Source organism: Sphingobacterium sp. GVS05A (assembly GCF_019969845.1).
In the GTDB taxonomy this organism is placed as follows: domain Bacteria; phylum Bacteroidota; class Bacteroidia; order Sphingobacteriales; family Sphingobacteriaceae; genus Sphingobacterium.
On sequence record NZ_JAHXYR010000008.1, the window covers coordinates 319,413 to 339,090 of the forward strand.

18 protein-coding genes are annotated in these 19,678 nt (G+C 40.9%); 10 read left to right on the top strand and 8 right to left on the bottom strand.

What is annotated here, in order from left to right; translation table 11 throughout:
* Position 1: 1 nt before the first annotated feature.
* The 6 genes from rfbC (at position 2) to LC454_RS20290 (ending at position 7,507) form a co-directional block, all read left to right on the top strand.
* Positions 2-556 carry a dTDP-4-dehydrorhamnose 3,5-epimerase gene (rfbC, locus tag LC454_RS20265; protein ID WP_223584224.1) on the top strand — a complete coding sequence of 185 codons (555 nt, stop codon included), beginning with the start codon at positions 2-4 and terminating at the stop codon, positions 554-556.
* An 85-nt stretch (positions 557-641) separates the two neighbouring features.
* Positions 642-1,499, top strand: a complete 858-nt coding sequence (rfbD, locus tag LC454_RS20270; RefSeq protein WP_223584225.1) for a dTDP-4-dehydrorhamnose reductase — start codon at positions 642-644, stop codon at positions 1,497-1,499.
* 88 nt (positions 1,500-1,587) lie between these two features.
* Entirely contained in the window at positions 1,588-2,448 is an 861-nt protein-coding gene (gene rfbA, locus LC454_RS20275; protein WP_223584226.1) for a glucose-1-phosphate thymidylyltransferase RfbA, read from the top strand.
* Positions 2,449-2,705: 257 nt separating this feature from the next.
* Complete coding sequence (locus LC454_RS20280; protein WP_223584227.1) at positions 2,706-3,518, top strand: glycosyltransferase; 813 nt, start codon at positions 2,706-2,708, stop codon at positions 3,516-3,518.
* 460 nt (positions 3,519-3,978) lie between these two features.
* Positions 3,979-4,587 carry a LuxR C-terminal-related transcriptional regulator gene (locus LC454_RS20285; protein WP_223584228.1) on the top strand — a complete coding sequence of 203 codons (609 nt, stop codon included), beginning with the start codon at positions 3,979-3,981 and terminating at the stop codon, positions 4,585-4,587.
* Positions 4,588-4,672: 85 nt separating this feature from the next.
* Positions 4,673-7,507, top strand: a complete 2,835-nt coding sequence (locus LC454_RS20290) for a collagen binding domain-containing protein (protein ID WP_223584229.1) — start codon at positions 4,673-4,675, stop codon at positions 7,505-7,507.
* Here LC454_RS20290 and LC454_RS20295 read toward each other — a convergent pair.
* The 3 genes from LC454_RS20295 to LC454_RS20305 are packed head-to-tail and all read right to left on the bottom strand — an operon-like array spanning position 7,504 to position 10,242.
* Positions 7,504-8,922, bottom strand: coding sequence for a hypothetical protein (locus LC454_RS20295; protein ID WP_223584230.1), 1,419 nt, complete (start codon positions 8,920-8,922; stop codon positions 7,504-7,506). The two genes, LC454_RS20290 and LC454_RS20295, sit on opposite strands and share 4 nt — an antisense overlap.
* The gene (locus LC454_RS20300; RefSeq protein ID WP_223584231.1) at positions 8,897-9,700 is read right to left on the bottom strand and encodes a hypothetical protein; all 804 of its coding nucleotides are present in this window, start codon (positions 9,698-9,700) and stop codon (positions 8,897-8,899) included. Before LC454_RS20300 ends, LC454_RS20295 begins: the two co-directional genes overlap by 26 nt.
* 23 nt (positions 9,701-9,723) lie before the next feature.
* Complete coding sequence (locus LC454_RS20305) at positions 9,724-10,242, bottom strand: hypothetical protein (RefSeq protein WP_223584232.1); 519 nt, start codon at positions 10,240-10,242, stop codon at positions 9,724-9,726.
* A gap of 201 nt (positions 10,243-10,443) precedes the next feature.
* On the opposite strand from LC454_RS20305, the gene LC454_RS20310 reads away from it, so the two are divergent.
* On the top strand, positions 10,444-11,478 hold the full coding sequence (locus LC454_RS20310) for an acyltransferase family protein (protein WP_223584233.1): 1,035 nt from the start codon (positions 10,444-10,446) through the stop codon (positions 11,476-11,478).
* 141 nt (positions 11,479-11,619) lie between these two features.
* On the opposite strand, the gene LC454_RS20315 is transcribed toward LC454_RS20310, so the two are convergent.
* The 3 genes from LC454_RS20315 to LC454_RS20325 all read right to left on the bottom strand — a co-directional run bounded on the left by LC454_RS20315 (position 11,620) and on the right by LC454_RS20325 (position 15,316).
* Entirely contained in the window at positions 11,620-12,861 is a 1,242-nt protein-coding gene (locus LC454_RS20315) for an amidohydrolase (RefSeq protein WP_223584234.1), read from the bottom strand.
* Between the two features lie 124 nt (positions 12,862-12,985).
* Positions 12,986-14,335: an amidohydrolase gene (locus tag LC454_RS20320; protein WP_223584235.1), complete on the bottom strand. Its 1,350-nt coding sequence runs from the start codon at positions 14,333-14,335 to the stop codon at positions 12,986-12,988.
* A gap of 120 nt (positions 14,336-14,455) precedes the next feature.
* On the bottom strand, positions 14,456-15,316 hold the full coding sequence (locus LC454_RS20325) for a helix-turn-helix domain-containing protein (RefSeq protein WP_223584236.1): 861 nt from the start codon (positions 15,314-15,316) through the stop codon (positions 14,456-14,458).
* 216 nt (positions 15,317-15,532) lie between these two features.
* Here LC454_RS20325 and LC454_RS20330 point away from each other — a divergent pair, with 216 nt between their 5' ends.
* From LC454_RS20330 to LC454_RS20340, 3 genes are all read left to right on the top strand, one after another.
* A complete protein-coding gene (locus LC454_RS20330) occupies positions 15,533-16,210 on the top strand; it encodes a response regulator transcription factor (protein WP_223584237.1) in 678 nt (225 codons plus the stop codon).
* Positions 16,207-17,493 (top strand): sensor histidine kinase, encoded by a 1,287-nt coding sequence (locus LC454_RS20335; RefSeq protein ID WP_223584238.1) that lies wholly within the window; start codon positions 16,207-16,209, stop codon positions 17,491-17,493. Before LC454_RS20330 ends, LC454_RS20335 begins: the two co-directional genes overlap by 4 nt.
* A gap of 65 nt (positions 17,494-17,558) precedes the next feature.
* Positions 17,559-18,008 (top strand): PepSY-like domain-containing protein, encoded by a 450-nt coding sequence (locus LC454_RS20340; RefSeq protein WP_223584239.1) that lies wholly within the window; start codon positions 17,559-17,561, stop codon positions 18,006-18,008.
* A gap of 82 nt (positions 18,009-18,090) precedes the next feature.
* On the opposite strand, the gene LC454_RS20345 is transcribed toward LC454_RS20340, so the two are convergent.
* The gene (locus LC454_RS20345) at positions 18,091-19,101 is read right to left on the bottom strand and encodes a DUF4625 domain-containing protein (RefSeq protein ID WP_223584240.1); all 1,011 of its coding nucleotides are present in this window, start codon (positions 19,099-19,101) and stop codon (positions 18,091-18,093) included.
* Between the two features lie 62 nt (positions 19,102-19,163).
* A complete protein-coding gene (locus LC454_RS20350; protein WP_223584241.1) occupies positions 19,164-19,640 on the bottom strand; it encodes a DUF4625 domain-containing protein in 477 nt (158 codons plus the stop codon).
* Positions 19,641-19,678: the final 38 nt, after the last annotated feature.

The following is a 19,678-nucleotide window of genomic DNA, read 5'->3' on the forward strand; positions in this document are numbered from 1 at the left end:
CATGAAATATACAGAAACTAAACTATCGGGTTGCTTTATTTTGGAGCCGGCCGTTTTCGAAGATGAGAGAGGTTATTTCTTTGAATCGTATAATGAAAATAAATTGGCCGAAATATTGGGACATAATCCCCATTTTGTACAGGATAACCAATCGAAATCTCAATTTGGTGTGGTCAGGGGGTTACACATGCAAGCAGGGGAGCATGCACAGGCAAAACTGGTCCGTGTGTTAGAAGGCAGCGTATTGGATGTGGCAGTTGATGTTAGGCCCAATTCGCCCACCTATGGACAGTATGTTGCTGTAGAACTCTCAGCCGAAAATAAAAAGCAAATGTTTATTCCGAAGGGCTTTCTACACGGATTTTCCGTGTTATCTGAGCAAGCGGTATTCTTCTATAAATGTGACAATACCTATCACAAAGAAGCTGAGGATGGCGTACATCCGTTAGATCCGCAATTGGCCATTGATTGGTGGATTCCGGTCGATCAGATGATCTTGTCGCAAAAGGACAAAGAGGCACAAAATTTTACAGCATTATACAATAAATTGAAATAACAAAATAGAGGGTCTATGTATTTTCAAGCTTCTGTTTGGGAGAAATAGCCGGTTTAGAATGTTTATACCATAAAAAAAGATTTTGATGAGAATTGTCATTACAGGCGCTTCTGGACAGTTAGGTTCCGAATTAAATGATTTATTGGCAAATGATACCGAAAAAGAATGCTACTTTTTGGATAGAAAGCAGTTGCCACTGGATCAAGTGTCCTTAATTCAGGATATTTTGGCGATGTATCAGCCAGATTTAATTATTCATGCGGGCGCTTATACCGCAGTTGATAAGGCCGAGGAAGAACCTGAGCTGGCAGATTTGATCAATCATCGGGCTTGTGAGGAAATTGCGCAATACTGTCATCTACATGGTACTAAATTGATTGCGATTTCGACGGATTATGTATTTGATGGTGGTTCTGCTGTTCCGCTAACCGAAGAGGCACCAACGGCACCGATCAATGTCTATGGGAAGACCAAACTTGCTGGCGAGAACGCTATTCGAAAATGGTGCCCTGAAGCAATCATTATCCGGACCTCCTGGGTATATTCTTCCTATGGAAAGAATTTTGTGAAGACAATGTGCCGACTAATGGCTGAACGGGATGAAGTACATGTAATTAATGATCAAATTGGTAGCCCAACCTATGCGAAAGATTTGGCTAGAGCAATTTTGAAAATCGCTGATGCAGTAAATTGGGAAGGGGGTATCTATAATTACAGTAATGAAGGCGAAATCTCCTGGTATGATTTTGCTGTAGCAATACGTGATTTTCATTCGTTTGATTGTAAAGTAAAACCAATTCCGACGAGTGCCTATCCGACACCAGCGCAACGACCAAAGTACTCATTGCTTGATAAATCGAAGATTAAAGCGGCCTATGATGTGGTCGTGCCGGAATGGAAGGAGAGCTTAGCGAGAATGCTGGCCGAGGAAATTAAAAAATAATAAAGAGATTGTTACGCTGAAGGCTTATACAACTAGAGTCTAAATACTAAGATCTCAATACCCAATACTCATTACTCAATACTACAAAATGAAAGGAATTATTTTAGCCGGTGGATCTGGAACCCGTTTGCACCCATTGACACTTGCAGTAAGTAAGCAATTAATGCCGGTATACGATAAGCCAATGATATACTATCCCTTGTCTACGCTAATGTTGTCCGGCATTCGCGAAATATTGATTATCTCAACTCCACAGGATTTGCCAAACTTTCAAAAGCTATTGGGCGATGGTTCGCAACTGGGCTGTAAGTTTGAATATAAGGAGCAGCCAAGTCCTGATGGCCTGGCGCAGGCATTTTTGTTGGGCGAGGAATTTATTGGTGATGATAAGGTCGCGCTAATTCTAGGAGATAATATTTTCTATGGCTCGGGCTTGTCAAAGCTATTGCAGTCTTGCGCCGATCCTGATGGTGGTGTTGTATTCGCGTATCCTGTGAATGATCCAGAACGTTATGGGGTAGTAGAATTTGGTGCGACTAAAAAGGTCATTTCTATTGAGGAAAAACCAGCACAGCCGAAATCGAACTATGCTGTCCCCGGGATTTACTTTTACGATAACGATGTTGTTGCGATCGCAAAAAGTATCAAACCTTCAGCGCGCGGGGAATTGGAGATTACAGATATCAATAAGGAATATTTAAAGCGGGGAAAATTAAAGGTCGGTATATTTGACCGAGGAACAGCCTGGCTGGATACGGGTACTATACAATCATTGATGCAGGCCGCGCAATTTGTGCAGGTGATTGAAGAGCGTCAGGGAATGAAAATAGGTGCTATTGAGGAAGTCGCTTTTCGAATGGGTTATATTAATGATCAACAATTGTTGGACATTGCTACGCCACTGCGTAAATCTGGTTATGGAGAATACTTATGTCGTATAATTAAGTAATTTTAGTATTTTTGTAAAGATTAAGGTTTCGATTTAAATTTTTAACAACCTGAGACGGATCCTAAAAGCCTATCTTCAAAATGGCGTATTATAGATAGCTATTATATTTGTTCAGACTAAAAGAAATGTACTGTTGAATGGATCATAAATGATTTTTTTAAAGAGAAAACAAACTGACGAGCCAAAGACAAGGGAGTATTAGAAAGATGATAGACAGCTTAAATGAGTCGCTTTCTTAATGGTGTAAATGAATAACAATGACTACAGCTTCAATAGTATTATATAAACAGACATATTCCGAAATTGAGGATTTATTGAAAGGGTTGGACGGGCCGGAAATTGATGTCCTATTTATTATAGATAATTCTCCATTAAACTTAATTGAAAAAGAAATTCGAGATCATCATGCTCGTTTTAAATATATTCATCAACCAAATAATCCTGGTTTTGGAGCTGCACACAACATCGGTATAAGGAAAGCAATGGCCATGGGGAGTAAATATCATTTTGTTGTTAATCCCGATGTTCTTTTACTGGATAATACCATAAACTTGATGGTAGACTTTATGGAAAATAATCCCGATGTGGGGATGGCCATGCCACAAATTTTGAATCCAGATGGAACAATTCAGTTCTTGCCCAAATTGCTGCCTAACCCGCTGTCGTTTTTAAAAAGGATATTGTATCGAAAGTTTCATATTTTTCTGTCTTCGGTAGAAAAATATGAGCTAAGAAATGTTTCGCCTCAGCTCGTGTATGATACGCCTGTTCTTTCGGGATGTTTTACATTATTACGAATATCAACATTAGATGAAGTGGGATTATATGACGACCGCTTTTTTATGTACCTTGAAGACTGGGACTTATCCCGAAGAATGAATATGAAGTATAGAACAGTTTATTTTTCGAAGACCTCCGTCATACATGGATATGCCGCCGGTTCAAGTAAAAATTTTAACTTATTCAAAGTTCATATCCGGTCGATTCGTGCATATTTCGGAAAATGGGGTTGGTTTTTTGATAAGGAAAGGGTCGCGGCCAATCGGAGGACACTACAGCAATTTAAATAGCTATTGGATCTGCTATAGAATTCTAATTTTATAGGATGGTTTAGAAGTCTGCAAAACGCAAATTATTTTTGAGTTTTGCAGACTTTTTTATTGGTTCTTTCTAAAAAAGCCTATCTTGCATATAAACCATCTTATTATACACAATATCCGCTATGAAAAGCTTTTATTCTCGTTACGTGCGAGAAGTTTTCTACCGATCTCTACGACAAAGAATAATCGCTCCTAACCCAATTCTGGAAGCTCAGATAAGGGATGACCTATGTTGAAAAAAATTTCTACTATATTTATGTATTTTTCTTTTATAAAACAATTCTTTTCTAATAGTTGTTTTTACAGAGATACAAATACGATAAAACCCGATCTGGATTGTGTTGGCATGATTCGAATTGACGCGAGTTGTGCTCACAACATGATAAAGGAGCGCATATGACTGATTATAATACGGAATAATAACAAACACATGATTACTGTAGGCATCATAGATAGTGACGAACAAGCAAGACAAGAAACGCAGCGTATACTTAACACAAAGAATAAAGCAGCGGAAAATCAGATCGAAGTTATTTTTGATATCGGCAAGGGTCGGGTGGACCGAGCCATGACCGCACCGGATGTGCTGATCCTAGATATTGAACATCAAGAACCGCTGATCGTCGAACATGTTAAAAGTCTTTTTCCCAAAACCGAAATTGTGATATTAACCAATACATGTGATGTCAAGACTGTACGTAGTTGCTTTAGACACGGTGCCGTCGGATATCTATTGAAACAAACCTGTATGGATTCGCTTCTTTTGGCAATTAAGATTACCTTAAACGAAGGATCTTTTGTGAGCCCGGGTGTAAGTAGGGCCCTGATCGAGCAAAGTTTTAAATCAAAGAAGTATGAGGACCTGCTCACTGCACGGGAGCTCCAGATTGCCAATGGGATTATCGAGGGGTTGAGCTATAAGATGATCGCTCAAAAGTATACCATTTCGTTGGATACAGTGCGCATTTACATCAAACGTATCTATCGGAAGCTTCAGATCAATAGTAAGGGAGAACTGATCGCGCAACTGACGGCTTAGCATTTCGTTACATGAATATGTGACGCCGTATATTTTAATCTCATGGAATTTAGCCTGACTTTTATGGATATTTGAATCGTATACTATGCCAATAAGAAGCCGCTGGATTTTCCTGTTTCTTTTCTGCTATGCTGCTCTTTTCTTGTCACAAGTGAAAGGTCAGCAACAATACGATATTGCATATTATTTTGAACGGGATACAATACAGATTACATCTTCACAAACATTCTCCAATAAATTAAATATCATTAACCACACAGATAGACCAATTGAATTAAAGCCTACAGCAGCTAACACTGCGGCTCTCCGGGGCTTAATAAAATTGCCGGGGTCGATTATTTTAAAGCCAAAAGAAACGAAGTGGTTTCCGCTAAAATATATGGCTGATCGCAGGACAATTGCTGAGGGAGCACAGGCCTTTACAATCGGATTGGAATCGGATGATCCCTTAGTAAAAATACAGGGTCATCAGTCCTTTTATACGCAGTTGGATATAGAACAGTCTTTCCTTATACAGACTGAACAATCGGAATATTACCTGGATCAGGCCACTGGCCAGACACAATTTTTAGTGCGGGCTGTCAATCGGGGACTGGTACCCCTGACTGTTCAGTTGCGTTTTCCTAACCTTTCTCCTGACCTAGAGATCATTGGTGAGACCCTGCCATTCACACTGATCGCGGGAGGACAGTCTTTGCTGACTTTTACAGCCCGTTTGCGTAAGAAAAATATAAATATGGATTTTGATGTTGATATTCAGGCCGTCGAGGGCGGTGGTAGCGTGTTGGCCTCCAACCGTATTCGTATGCTGACAGTGGGTAGTATAAAGCGTTTCTTTTCCAGTCTGAATTTGCAAAACCAACCCTTTGACAATCGTGCTGCTTTACGTTATATCAATATGGGTAAAGATATTTCGGTTTACCAGTTACAGGGAGATGGTAAAATTGATCTGAACAATAAAGATAAATTGAGCTATCGCATGAATCTCGATTATTATCATGATCAACGTACCTTTAATCTATACGATACCTATCTGGATTATGATACCGAAAAGTGGGGCGTGAAACTGGGAAATATTTATGAGAATCTCGATCAGTTCATCAATGGACGTGGTATAAAAGGTACCTACAAATTCGATAAATGTCGTTCCCTCAGTTTGTATGCAATCCAGAACAATTACATGTTGTTTACGGAGATGGATAATCCAATTCCTGGTGGGGAAATAGTTGGAGTTAAATATGCCATTCAAACCGAAAAAAATCAGGAGAACAGCATCGCCTACTTACATAGCAATAATGATTATCGAGGCGTCCGCAGTGGTCTGTTCAGTGGTAAAAGTTTTATTGATTTGGGCAATAATAATAGCCTTTTCCTGGAAGGAGGAGCAAGTATCGAACAGGTTGAAAGTGGAAATAATAGGCTAGCGGTAGCGGGAGGCATAAATTACAATAATTCTTTTGGTAACTACCAGCTTACAAGTGTCAATTATTATAGTTCGCCATACTATGTGGGACTGCGCAGAGGGCTTACCCAAACAGATTCACGTATAACGATGTCGCTGGCCAACGATCGAAATCTTTCTGCTCGGATCAGCTATTTGGATAATAATCCAAAATACCTTGCCGGAGACAGAAACTATTTTTTTAACAATGCTTCCAGGATACAGATTTATGAGTTGGGATATCATACCGGCCTTGGAAAACTACAACTTGATCTCAGGCCTTATTTTATGGCACAGCATGGTACCTACCAAAATTGGTGGGGAATTGCAAATAATCCGGTGAACTGGAAGTCGAATTCCCTTCGTGCAGTAGCTGATCTTAATTTTTTTACCTCAAGCCACCGGTTTTCGCTGCAAACGGATTATGGATATACCTACAGAAATACATCCAATAGACCTATTGCACCATTTCATTCGGTCCGTATCAATGGTAATTATACGAATACGTTTTTTGGATTTAATACATTTATTCAGATCAACCCTTACTACCTAAGTGATCTTTTGGCGACTAGCGCAAATTCGAATTACAGCATTTACTCCTTGGGTCCCAATACGCAATTCTACGCCTTCAATAATCAGATGCATGTACAGTTATCCACCATGTATAGCTATTATGGCTTCTCCCGAAGCAACAATCTTTCGGTGAATGGTAATGTTCGCTGGAAGATAAAAGACAACTGGAATCTGACCGCCGATATATTCTATACGGCAGTAAGCGGAAAATCGTTGTTTCTTGTAGATCCGAATTTACCACCTGACCCTAACCCATTGAATCGTTATTCTTTTGATAATAGACAGATTCGCCTGGGAATTGAAAAGAATTTTGGTCGACGTGCCGGTCAGAAGGGGTATAAGTTGGAGCTCACGTTTTTTGAAGATGGGAACAATAACGGTAGTAATGATGTTGGTGAAGCCAAAGCTGGAGCCGTGTTGGTGCGGATTGGAAAGGAAGTGGCACTAACAGACGAGAAAGGTCGTGTGAAATTTGTTGATATGGGGGCAGGTCCTTATATGGTCCAGGTGGAGAATAGTAAGGGTTGGGTTTCGCAGGGGCCGATCAATGTATTGATGACTAAAAACCAACGGCTGGAAATTCCATTGATAAAAACAAGACCATTAAAGGGTCGTATTAAGGTCGTTGAGAATAGGTATCTGAAAACAAAGCCGCAACTTGGTGGAATAAAAGTAACCGCTGTAGATCGCCAAGGGAAAACCTACAGTACATTAAGTTCAGAAAGTGGCGATTATGTGCTGTACCTTCCATTGGGTAACTATAGCATAGCTGTTATTACTGAGGGAATGCCCTTCTCGATCGAAAACCAAAATTTTGAAATCGAAGTTAAAGCAGATAAGGATTGTGTAATACCCGATTTTAACTATCGAGATGAGCGTAGAAAAGTTGGTGTTAAACGCTTTTAAGGAGCGACAAAGCTAAAAATAATATTGGCCGTATAGGCGCCAGCGGGTTTATTCAGAAGCATGCCGGTTGCGCTTGCGGGAATACTATAAAGAATATTGAGATCACGGTCTATCACAGGGTCGGCATTTTGGATAAGCTGCTGGGCTGTGGTGGATAGGGTAACAGTATTCATGCCGCTTTGACCAACCATTGGACCAATGCGCAATACATTTAAAGGGATACTGTTAGCCCCTGAAGTAAAACTTGTTGACGTGGCGCGCACGTAGAGGTTGTATGGTGTGGTTTTACTCACCTTAAGATGGGCTGGCATATTTAAATTGACACCATTCTTATAGTCATTGGCTGTCGCAAAAGCAAGATTGACGGTTTGTTGATTGGCAACTATTTCGCCTAGGTCGCTTACGACAACAGACAGGTTTCCATTTGCTTGTGCCTGTAGGCTGCCGCTGGGATAGGCTGATGATAATTTGTTCCAGCTGTAGGTCAACGGGACGGAATAAGTGCCTGCCTGAATAAAATTTGTTTTCAGCTGGTTTAATCCAATGTTATAGGTATAGGTCAACGTCTGATTATTGTTTGTGGGAACAGCAATACCGGCTGTATTGGTTAAAGATTGATCTGTGGTGGATAAAGCTGCGGTGGTCGTATTCGCTATTCCTGTTAAAGTAGCGCTGACCGTCGAAACAGAAGTGACAGGTAGGGTATTATAGGCTGAGGTGGTGCTAAAGCTAAATTGTGTATTTCCGCTCTTGATACTTGGTATATAGGGGACGGTGGTCGATAGAGGTATAACGCTGTTACTACTGATGCCATTGGCGGTACGATAATAGCTCAAATCATTGACCAAAATGCTGGTTGTGCCGATACTCGGCGGAGGGCTTATAAATCCGGGGACACTGATGGAGAAATCTTGACTCGAGGGTGTAATAGTGCCGCCTAAAATACCAGAGGCAGTAAGCGATAGTGTAGTTTTATAAATGCCTGCAACCCATGTTTGATTTGATGTGACTAGACGTGAGTTGATAATAACCGGGCCCGCAGAAAGACTTACAGTTGCCAGCGCACTGATTAAAACTTGATCGGCGGTTGATAGCGTGACATCATTACTTGAGCCGAGCAGTGAAAGATTGTTAATTTTTTCTAGTTTAAGGTGTGCTACATTTAAAGGCACTGTTCCCCCGCCTGTTGTACTGACAAAACTCGTGCTGTTAATTGCTCTGGTGCTGATTGTCGGGAGCAGGGCAAGTAATGTAAAAGAATATTGTCCGCCCGTAAAACTTTGGATGTAATCGGTACGTCCCTGAATGTTCGCTTCTGGCAGACTAATAGTGACCTGAGCCGTAGCATGAGGTATGCAGTGGCTTATACCTATCAGGAATGCGACGAGACTAATATGTAATTTCCTTTTCCGCAATTTTTAAATCATATTGGCTACCAGCATCGAGTATCGCAACGGCGAGGTATCGGCCGGGGGCAAGTTTATGGGGTAGATCTACGCGAACCCATTGTTCCGAATCGGGAAGCATTGCAATGGCCACAGCGTCCACAGGTGTCTCTTCCCCGGTTTCTATATTGGTCAGCTCAAAACGTACATAGGCATCCTTATTGATCTGACCTGTGTTTTTAATCTTTACATCCATCCGACGGACGGTTTTACCTTCCTGTGCAGCAACAGCGCCTTTATCTTCAAAAGCGAGAAATTCCAGATCGCCGGATTTTAATCCGGTTGGCGTATGGTATACCTGAATTCCGACCTCGATCAGGACGTTCATATGAAATCCGTTTGCCTGTGCTGCTTTTTGTTCTTTAACCTGCGTAAAGAAAAGCATGCTATGGCGCTGCTGCTTTGTTGTTAGATGATCAGGGATTGTCATAGAAAGATTAACCACTTTTGTTTCTCCGGGAGCTAGCTGTACCGTATTTTCAGATAAGGTAAGCCAGGAAGCATTTGACCCGGCATTATCTCCTGTGGCATAATACCGTTTGCCGCCCAACGAGTCACGGTCCCAATCTTTCAGATTCGCAATGAAGGAAAGTGTGCTCGTGGAGGTGTTGTTGAATGTAATAGCCTGACTGACGGTCTGTCCGGCTTCACCGGTAAAAAATATGCGCGAAGGAGAAATGGAAATACCCTGTCCGTGGACCAGGGTATTGCATATCAGGATAATAAATACTGCTAAATAATATCTCACAAATAAAATGTTTAGTCAGATTTTTATTGTTGCGTCGCCGTATAAGTTACTGTCGTGCTATAAGTCGATCCTGCAAGGTTTAATAACGATGCCGGATTTGAGATGGTATAATCCACTGTATAGATTGCACCTGTGGATGCCGTAGAACCATTGACCAAAGGAGCTGCAGTAGTGCTAAGTGGTACATTGGCAACTGGAGTTCCACCATTGGCAGTTGCAGCCGGTACAGTAACTGTAACAATATTTAGTGCAGGTCCACCTGCAGGGGTAAATGCTCCTGTAGCGGCAACAGTAAGATCGTAAGGCTTATTGCTGACCACCGTAAAATGATTCGCTTTCGTTACCGTTTTAGACGCCGCATAATCGGCCGCTGTGGTATAATCAAAATTGACGGTAGGGGCTGCGCCCAAAGTAATAGAAATAGCATCGGTAAGATTAATATTGACAGTGACGGGGGCCGACGTACCAGTTTGCGCTTTTGCTTGATAACCGAAGCATATGGCGGCGACGGCAATAAAGACTATTAATAGGTTCTTTTTCATAATTTCCTCGTTTTACGGATATTTAATGTGAGTAAAGTTAACCAGGATGTAATGGAAATGCAATGTGCCATAGTCACATAATGATGTTATAAATTCGATAATGCATGCGCGATTGCAAGTCGAATTGACAGTTGTAAATAATGAGGTTTTTTGGAACCATTACCCGAAACTATAAATCAAACAGCCTATATTTGCGCTCAAATGTCTGAGTCCAAAAGAATCTATCAAATTGATCTGTTTCGCTTTATCGCCGCATCCGCAGTGGTATTGTATCACTATTTATATCGGGGATATAAAGGTGGAAATATGTCGTTGCTGCGGTTCGACGAGATCGGCGAATATTTCAAGTATGGGTATCTCGGTGTAGATCTTTTTTTTATCATCAGCGGTTTTGTGATCGCCTTTTCTATAAAACATCGTTCGCTACCAAAATTTTGCTATTCGCGATTTAAACGTTTGTATCCAATGTACTGGATCTGTTTAATTATAACATTTGTGATCGTTTATTTCTTTGGGGCGCCACGTTACCTGGTCACATTCAAGCAGCTCTTGGCCAATTTCACGATGGTACAAGAATTGTTAGGTCAGGGAAATATCGATGGTGCTTATTGGTCCTTGTATGTTGAATTGAAATTTTATCTTATAATTGCTGTATTTCTTATCGTAAACCGATTTAAGCAGATCAGTTTGGACTATCTTGTCTACTTTTGGCTGTTTCTGTCAAGCTTGCGTCTGTTTGTTGAACCATCTGAAATTTACGATGCCATTCACCACCTCTTCATTCTGGACTGGAGCACTTACTTTATTGCAGGAATCGTATTTTGTCAAATTTTTCTACAGGGACCGGCCTTGAAGCATTTTATCGTATTGCCCTGGTGCCTGTACTTGTCCATCGATGGCGCTATTGGTCGAATCCATTGGTTAGCAAGAACTTTCCATAGCGATTTTTCTCCTTATATTATTGCTGGGACCATCGCTGTATTTTATATCGTGATGTTACTTGTTTCCTGTAAAAGGCTACAACGTTTCAATTCACCCAAATTGGTCAAAATAGGGATGCTGACTTATCCCTTATATCTTATCCATCAGCATATTGGTTTTATTATTTTCAATCAGCTTCATGACTACGTAAATAAATATGTACTTGTTTCTGTGGTTACGCTCCTGATTTTGGCGGTTGCCTATATCCTGAGCGATTGGGTAGAGCCTCGTATCATGAGGCTCTTTAAGCGATAGCAGCATCAATTTGATACCCTGTTATGGTTGTCGGATAAGCGCGATAGATTCGATTGTGAAGAATAGGAAAGCCACAGAAGAAAAAAGGCCCGGTGTTATTTAACACCGAGCCTTGCTGTTTTTTATGGTATAATGTAGGGGTTATTTTTTCCAATAAAGTGCACCTGTATGGGCAAGGGCCATGGTTGGGGATACACGCGAAACGGCTTCTGCTGAACAGCTTGCGTCGATCAGGACAAATTCAGCGCTGTCATTCGTTTTGGGCCATTGCATATTGCCTTTCTCATCCAGTGGCAAGGTATTGTGTGTTGCAAAGCGGAGCGTCCTGGATAAGTCAAACTCGGATCTCCAACCGTATATTTCGGCCATTAAATTGGCTTTTGCTAACATGTTTCCGGGACCAAAAGTGCTCCAATAGTCCTGTACGTTGTCATTCCCCACCAACACTTCGACACCGTGTTTCAATAATGTTGGGATAGGCATGACCAAGTCACCAAATGGAATGGAAGAGACAATGCCTACGTTGGCTGTCGCTAGTTTTTCGGCAATGCGTTCTACCTCAGCTAGTGGTAACTGAGCCAGCACAAAAGCATGACTCACAAAGGTGCGTCCCTGTAGCTTCGGATTCTGAAGCGCTTGTTCGGCAAGGTATTCAATGGTATGTATACCTTCTTTTCCACCGTCATGTAAGTGGATGTCAATCCCTTTGTTATTGTCAAGAGCGAGTTTTACGGTATAATCGAGTACTTTTTCGATATTTTTATCTATCCCATAAGGATCTACACCACCGATATAAGCCACATGATCCATCTGTGCCACATCTTCCATCAAGGGAGCGGAGTCGGTATAAAAAAATCCGTGTTGTGGAAAGGCTACCAATTCTGCATTGAAACTCTCCTTGCGGCTGTCCAGTGCTTTTTGGAGGTTTTCCAAAGAACGAAATCCAGAAGTGGTGTCGACGTTAAAATGTGTCCGGGCAAAGGTGGTCCCATAGCGCTGCAGCAGGTCGATAAGTTGCTCTGCCCGTGTGGTCGATGTCTGAAGTAATTCGGGGATAATTTCCTGTTCATAAGCAATCATCTCAAGCACCGTTCTCTTCTTTGGGGATTGCGCTTGCCATGGAAGTCCATAAAGTGTTTTGTCCAGATGGACATGCATATCGCTGAAAGCGGGCAGCATCAAGTATCCTTTCGCATCAACTGCTGTAGCGAGCTTTGGATCATTCGGAAATATCTTTGTAATTTTTCCGGCATTAACTTCTATGCAGAACAGTTCCGTTTTTGTTGCTTTTATCCCTCTTTCATCTGAAACATATCCAGTTTCCAAAAGGACATTTTTTAGTTTATAATTGCCCTTTAGCGGGGCTGTGTATGGGGTTGTCATGATGTTTAATACTGTTTTAATAGCAATAGTATGTCACAATGGAGCAATCAAAAGCTTATAAAAAAGCAATTGACCGCCATCGTGTTAAAAAGATCTGTTGTGTAGTGCTTCGTTTGTCAGAAGCCTAATAGACAATATTGCCCTGATAGATAAGGGATCCTACAGGCGAAATTCGTGAAATAGCCTCTGCCGAACAACTCGCATCGATGAGTACGATGTTTGCATCATCACCGGGTTTCGGCCATTGCTGTTTTCCTTTGTCATCCAATGGAATCGGACCTGCTGTGGCCAGTTTTAGCATACGTGACAAGCCATACTCTGTGACCTGACCATATACTTGTGCTGCCATATTAGCTTTTTGAAGGACACTTCCTGTTCCAAAGGTATTCCAATGATCGACAATACTGTCATTTCCCGTCATCACGGTGACGTTATTTTCCATCAGTGTAGGGATAGGCATAATTAGGCCAGCAAAAGGAATGGTAGAAACAATACCGATCTGTGCTGCACCAAGCTTTTCTGCCATTTCCTGTTGTTTGGCTTTTTCCAATCTCCCCAATACAAAACAATGGCTGAGGAAGGTCTTGCCTTTCAATGCCGGGTTTTCATTTACTTTTTTGATCAGATACTCGACTGTTTTTAGCCCTGATTCTCCGGACTCATGTAAATGAATGTCAATCCCTTTGTTGTGATCCAGTGCCAGCTGAACAGTGAAATCCATTGTTTTCTCAATGGCACCGTCTATACTTAAAGGATCTACTCCGCCGATAAAATCAATATTGGTCTTTGCAGCTTCCTTGAGGTATGGTACAGAATCCGTGTAGTATACGCCATGTTGCGGAAAGGCAACCAGCTCTGCTCCGAAACTATTTTTTTTGTTTTCCAGTGCAAGCTGTAGATGACGTAGAGAATCTAACTTAGAAGTAGGCTCTATGTTTACATGGCTCCGTGCGAAGGCTGTGCCCTTGGATTGTAGTAATTCAATTAGTTTTTCCGCTTTATAGGTTGAATTTTTCAGTAGCTCAGGAAGGATTTGTTGTTCGAGTGCAATCATTCCTTTTACACCACCGGCACCACGTCGTACAGCTTGCCATTTATCACCATAGAATGTCTTGTCCAGATGAATGTGCATGTCTCTAAAAGAAGGAAGCATCAATCGTCCCTTTGCATCTATGGCATTTGCATCAGTACTGTTGGCGCTTATTTTTTTGATTTTTCCTGCTTCGATATGCACAGAGAAAAGACCGGTTTTTGTAGCGATGACATTGCCATTTCCATCATACTCAAAACCTGTTTCCAACAGAACATTCTTAAGGGTATAACTTTTTTTGCCTTGATGTCCGTCCAAAACCTTCTGATGGGCGAGCTGACCACCTTCTTCTGCTAATAGCATACCTGGGATCAATGTTGCTCCAGCAAGTGCCAGGGCAGAGTTCCGTATAAATTCCTTGCGTGTAAGAGCTATTGGTTTCATTTTATTTCCTATTTACGTTACAATCTATATGACCGATCAATAAAATTGATCAGCCTTTTACAAAGGTATACACAGAAAGCTTTAGTATTACTGGGCAATTTCTGCCATTTCTTGTGCGATTTATCTTTTTTCTCTAAAATCACTGGGGTTTACGCCAGTCTGCTGTTTAAAGAAATTGGAAAAATAAGCTTGATCTGCAAAACCCAATTCAAACGTAATTTCCTTAATGGAGGATTCCGTACTTTGGAGAAGACGCTTCGCTTCCACACAGATCCGTTGGTGGATAAGCTGGGTAGCAGATATTTTCAAGTGTTTTTTACACAGAATATTAAGATAGTTTGGAGAAATATGTAGCTTATCTGCATAGAATGCGACCATTTTTTGTGCTCTGAAAAACTCATCTATCAGCATGTTAAATTTGGCAAGCCGAGGGACGGATTGATAGACTTTAAATTCGGTGAAGACATGCTCTGCTTCTCTACTGACAATGGCGGCAATAACACCCGCACGGGCCGTAATCAAGGGAATCAGTGAATGCTCCCGTTCCAATTCTTTTTTGACAGATTCAAATTCATAATGTAGCTGAATGAAGGCCTCCTTGGTCAGGTCGATTACCGGATGATTCTGGTAATTGGTAAAGGAAAAGCGAAAGAAAGGAGCAAAATGCTCAAAAAACGACCGTTCAATCATTAATTGGTAGCCAATAGTTCCAGCATACACATGCCATTTGTGCATCTGACCCGGGAACAGTACATGCACCTGATGGTCTTTAATGGGATAATCTATGGAATCAATGGTATGTACACCAGAAGCTTTGTCAAATAAATTGATAATGAAAAAATCGTGCTTATGGGGCTTGTCTATTAGCCTTTCTCCATGTAATTCATTGAAAAGAAGCTCTTCACGTCCGGCGGTCTGTTCTTTGCGAAAACCGTCCAGTCCAATGACAGGTGCCCAGATGTTAGCATTTCGTTTGTCCATAGTAGATCGTATCAGACCTAAAATACAAAATGCGCTTTGTTTTTTCGCTAATATGTAAAAATAAACGGGCTATTCGATCTGCACAGTGTTACTGTAGTGAACTAACAGTAGTCATTTTCCTAATTCTTTCCTAAATTCGGAATACATTTGTAGCAATGAGAGCAATATACTGGAGTTAAGTAGCATTGAAATTCGGTAATAAAAAACAATAGCCCAATGAAAGTACTTGTAATTGAAGACGAAGCGGAATTGAGAGAAATAGTAAAGGACTCGCTGGTCAAAGAGGATTATATAGTAGAGACTGCTAGCGATTTTAGATCTGCGCTGGATAAGGTTTCGGTCTATGACTATGATTGTATTTTATTGGATATCATGCTTCCGGGGGGGAGTGGACTGCAGGTATTGGATCTGCTAAAGAAGGAGGGTAAGTCGGATAATGTTATTATTATCTCTGCAAAAGATTCGTTGGATGACAAGCTAAAGGGACTGGAACTCGGAGCGGATGACTATCTGACCAAACCCTTTCATATTGCCGAATTAAATGCGCGAATTAAAGCAGTATTGCGCAGAAAACAACGGGATGGCAAAAACACATTGGAGATGGGTAATCTTGTGCTTGATCTGAATGAGCGCAGTCTTTCGATAAACGGCGAGTCTGTCCCTCTGAATAGAAAGGAATTTGATATCCTCAATTACTTTTTATTGAATAAAAACCGTCTTGTCAGCAAGAATGCATTGGCAGAGCATGTTTGGGGAGATAATACAGATCAGGCAGATAACCTCGATTTTATCTATTCACAGATAAAGAACCTGCGAAAGAAATTTTTGGCGAAAAAAGCGGAAGTTGATTTTGAAGCGGTCTACGGGATAGGATATAAACTTGTTGAAAAATGAAATTAGCAAATCAAACGCTCAAATATCTCTCTATTTCGGTGCTGGTCGTCATTGCAGTATGGTCGACCATCTTTTATTTATTTATGCTGGATGTAATCCATGATAATATAGATGAGGAATTGGAGAATCAAAAACGCTTAATTATTCAGGAACTGGCTTCTGAGGCAATTGTATCTCCGGATCTGGAATTTGGAATTAACAATTATAAGGTGCGTGAAATTTCCGAGCAACAGGCGGTCAAAATGCAGAATGTATATAAAGATACCATGCTCTATATGCAGGATGATGATGATCCGGAGCCCGAATTGGAACCCGTACGTATGCTGACAACAGCGTTTGAGCATAAGGGACTCTACTATAAATTATCAATTATCAATTCGATGATCGAGGAAAGTGATTTAATCAAGAACCTGTTTTATTCTGTCCTGATTTTATTTGTCCTCTTGGTCGTCAGTATTGTCTCTATCAATAAAGTCGTTATACAGCGATTATGGAGCCCCCTATATCGTTTTTTAGATCAGTTGACAAAATTCCGGCTAGGAAAATCTGGCGATAAACCAGCTATGGATACCAACATCCAGGAGTTTAAAGATTTGCAGCTTGCTGTCACGACTTTAATCCATCATAATGAGGAAACGTATGAACAGCAGAAACAGTTTATTGGTAATGCGTCGCATGAATTGCAGACGCCCCTGGCCATTATGATCAATAAGTTGGAAATGATGGCCGAAACTGGTGGGCTACTGCCTGAACAGTCGAATACAATCGCCGAAGTATTGAATACTGCTGAAAGATTGGTTCGATTGAATAAATCATTATTGCTGCTCAGCAAGATTGAGAACAAACAATTCCTGAACAACGAGGACCTCTCAATCACTCAGCTTGTCACACATATCGCCGATGAACTAGAAGATATTGCCGCTTTTAAAAATATTAGGATCAATGTTGGACAACAAGATGAACTGAATGTGCGATTAGATAGCGCTTTGGCCAATATCGTTGTATCAAATTTGATCCGTAATGCCTTGTTTCATAATATGGAGGGAGGAGAGGTAAACATAGCGATTACTGAAAATACCCTTGTAGTGGCGAATACGAGCGCACAGACGGCGTTGGATAAGGAGCATGTGTTTTCAAGGTTTTATAAATCGGATGCCTCGTCCAAAGGTACCGGCCTGGGCCTGGCGATCGTTCAGGCAATATGTAATTTATATGGTTTTTCTATTTCCTATCATTATGACGAGAATCAACATATATTTAAGCTAGATTTTCGCCCAGCATAAATAACATTCCCAAATCTTTACAGAATCTTGGTTTTACTTTGTATTACATTAAAAATAGTAAAGTCATGAACGGTAAAATGATATTAAGTGCATGTATTCTTGCACTCTCAACAATTGGAGCTTTTGCTCAGGATATTCCCCAAAGTCAGGTACCTGCTGTGGTGGTGAATAGTTTTCAACAGAAATTTCCAAAAGCCAAAGGGGTAGACTGGGAACTGAAAGCGGGACTGTATGAAGCTGAGTTCGAAACAGGTTTGTTCGGTACAGATCATGAGGTATGGATTCAAAGTAATGGTAAGATTGTGCATCACAAAGAAGAGCTTGTCAAAAATGATTTACCAAGAGCCGTTATTGCAAAGGTGAAAAAGGATTTTCCGGGCTATCGTATAGAAGATGTAAAAAAGATCACTGAAGAACAAAAGATTACGTATGCCTTCGAAGTAAAAAGCCGGACAGAAGAATGGAAACTTGTCGTCGATACACAGGGGAATATATTGGGTAAAATAAGAGATTAATCTGAATAATGAGTTTGGTTTAGTAAAAACACCTGGTTAGCATTCCTAACCAGGTGTTTTTTATTTAAACTATCCTTCTAAATTAATCTTCACCCTCTTCGGCATGTAATTCGAAAGTTAGACGGAGAATGTCATCCCCGGGATACTTGGCAACATAATCAGTACGATTCCAATCTGCGCGAGTAACAGTGGCTTTGGTCGCGGAGTCCTTGAATTTACGTAGAACGAAGGCAACCTCTTTTTCACCAGCATTGTCTTTCCCTGCGGTAAAATAAGTCGTAATACCGGTGGTCTCAATAGCACCTGTTACTGCCGAACCATCACCATAAGTCGTTTCTTTTGGTTGGAAAATAGCGCCTGTTAAGCTATTGCCAGAATTTAAAACAAAGGCACCGCCGGTCAAAAAGGCTTTGTATAAATTGGCTGTCGCTTTATCTTTAATATATTGTCCCTGAATTTCCTGACCAGTGGCATCAAATTGTTTGAAGTCAATTTTATAAATTCCGTCTGGTTTAAGATGAGCATGTCCAGCTAGTGCTTTGCCGGTATTATCAAAGATGATAGAAGAAGGTTCTACATTATCTTTATCGGCAAGATCATGAAAATGGTTGCCATGCACTGTACCTTTAACTTCTGTAAAAATAAGCTTATAGCTTGCCTTCACATCTGATGCTTGAATGGTCAAAGGAGATTCTACGGTTGTCGTATTTCCGGCCTTATCTGTCACTGTAAAGTGAAAATGATATTGGCCCGCCGGAACTTCAGATGGTATGTCGATGTGCTCATGGAAAGTCACATTTTTTTTACCGACATATTTCTCATCGGTATAAATTTTGGCAAATTTGAAGGATCCACCTTCCTGATGGATTTCGATCTCAATCTTTTCGATAAGTGCTTCAGCCACAATCTCACCTTCAAGATGGAGGTCTGTTCCGGCCTTGACCGTTTTATTATTATCAGATCCGATTTCTAAGGTCCCGATCTCAGGTTTTGTTGTGACAGGAATATCGGTATTGTCTTTCTTACAAGAAGACAGGAAGCCAAAGAGAAGCGCTGTAAACAGTAATAAAAAGTTGATTTTTCTAGTTTTCATGTTCATTGGGTTTAAATTTTATGATAGAAAATAATTGAAGTATTTTGTGCGTTAGGGTGCTGTTATTCAATGATACGTACGCTGATTCCACGTTGGATGCTCCAGCCGGATTGATCCGTCACTTGGATCATAAAGTGATAGTTTCCGGGGTCGACATCTGCAGGGACATCAATCTGAAATTGGGCATCATACTGTCGTGGTTGCCCCGGTATATTAACAGATTTGACCAGAACAAAAGGCTTGACGGGTATCTTGATCGGCTCTAAGGTACATTCCTCCACTTCGGTACTGTGTGAATGATGGTCAAAATTATGATGAACGTCAATGCTGTAGCTGCCCAAAGCGACATTGTCGGATAATTTTGCGCGAAACGTAAAGCTTGATCCACGTCTGATTTGGCTGCATTGTTTAGGAAAGGCGGTCGCTGCACTGATATCTATTGTTGGTTTTTCGGTATCAATATTTTCCTTATCCTTCTTACAAGCGATGGTAGAGGCCGCCATGAAGGCGATGAGCGCATATTTTTTGAGTGTTTGCATATGTATATTTATTTTTATCATGATGAGTTAGCACGTTG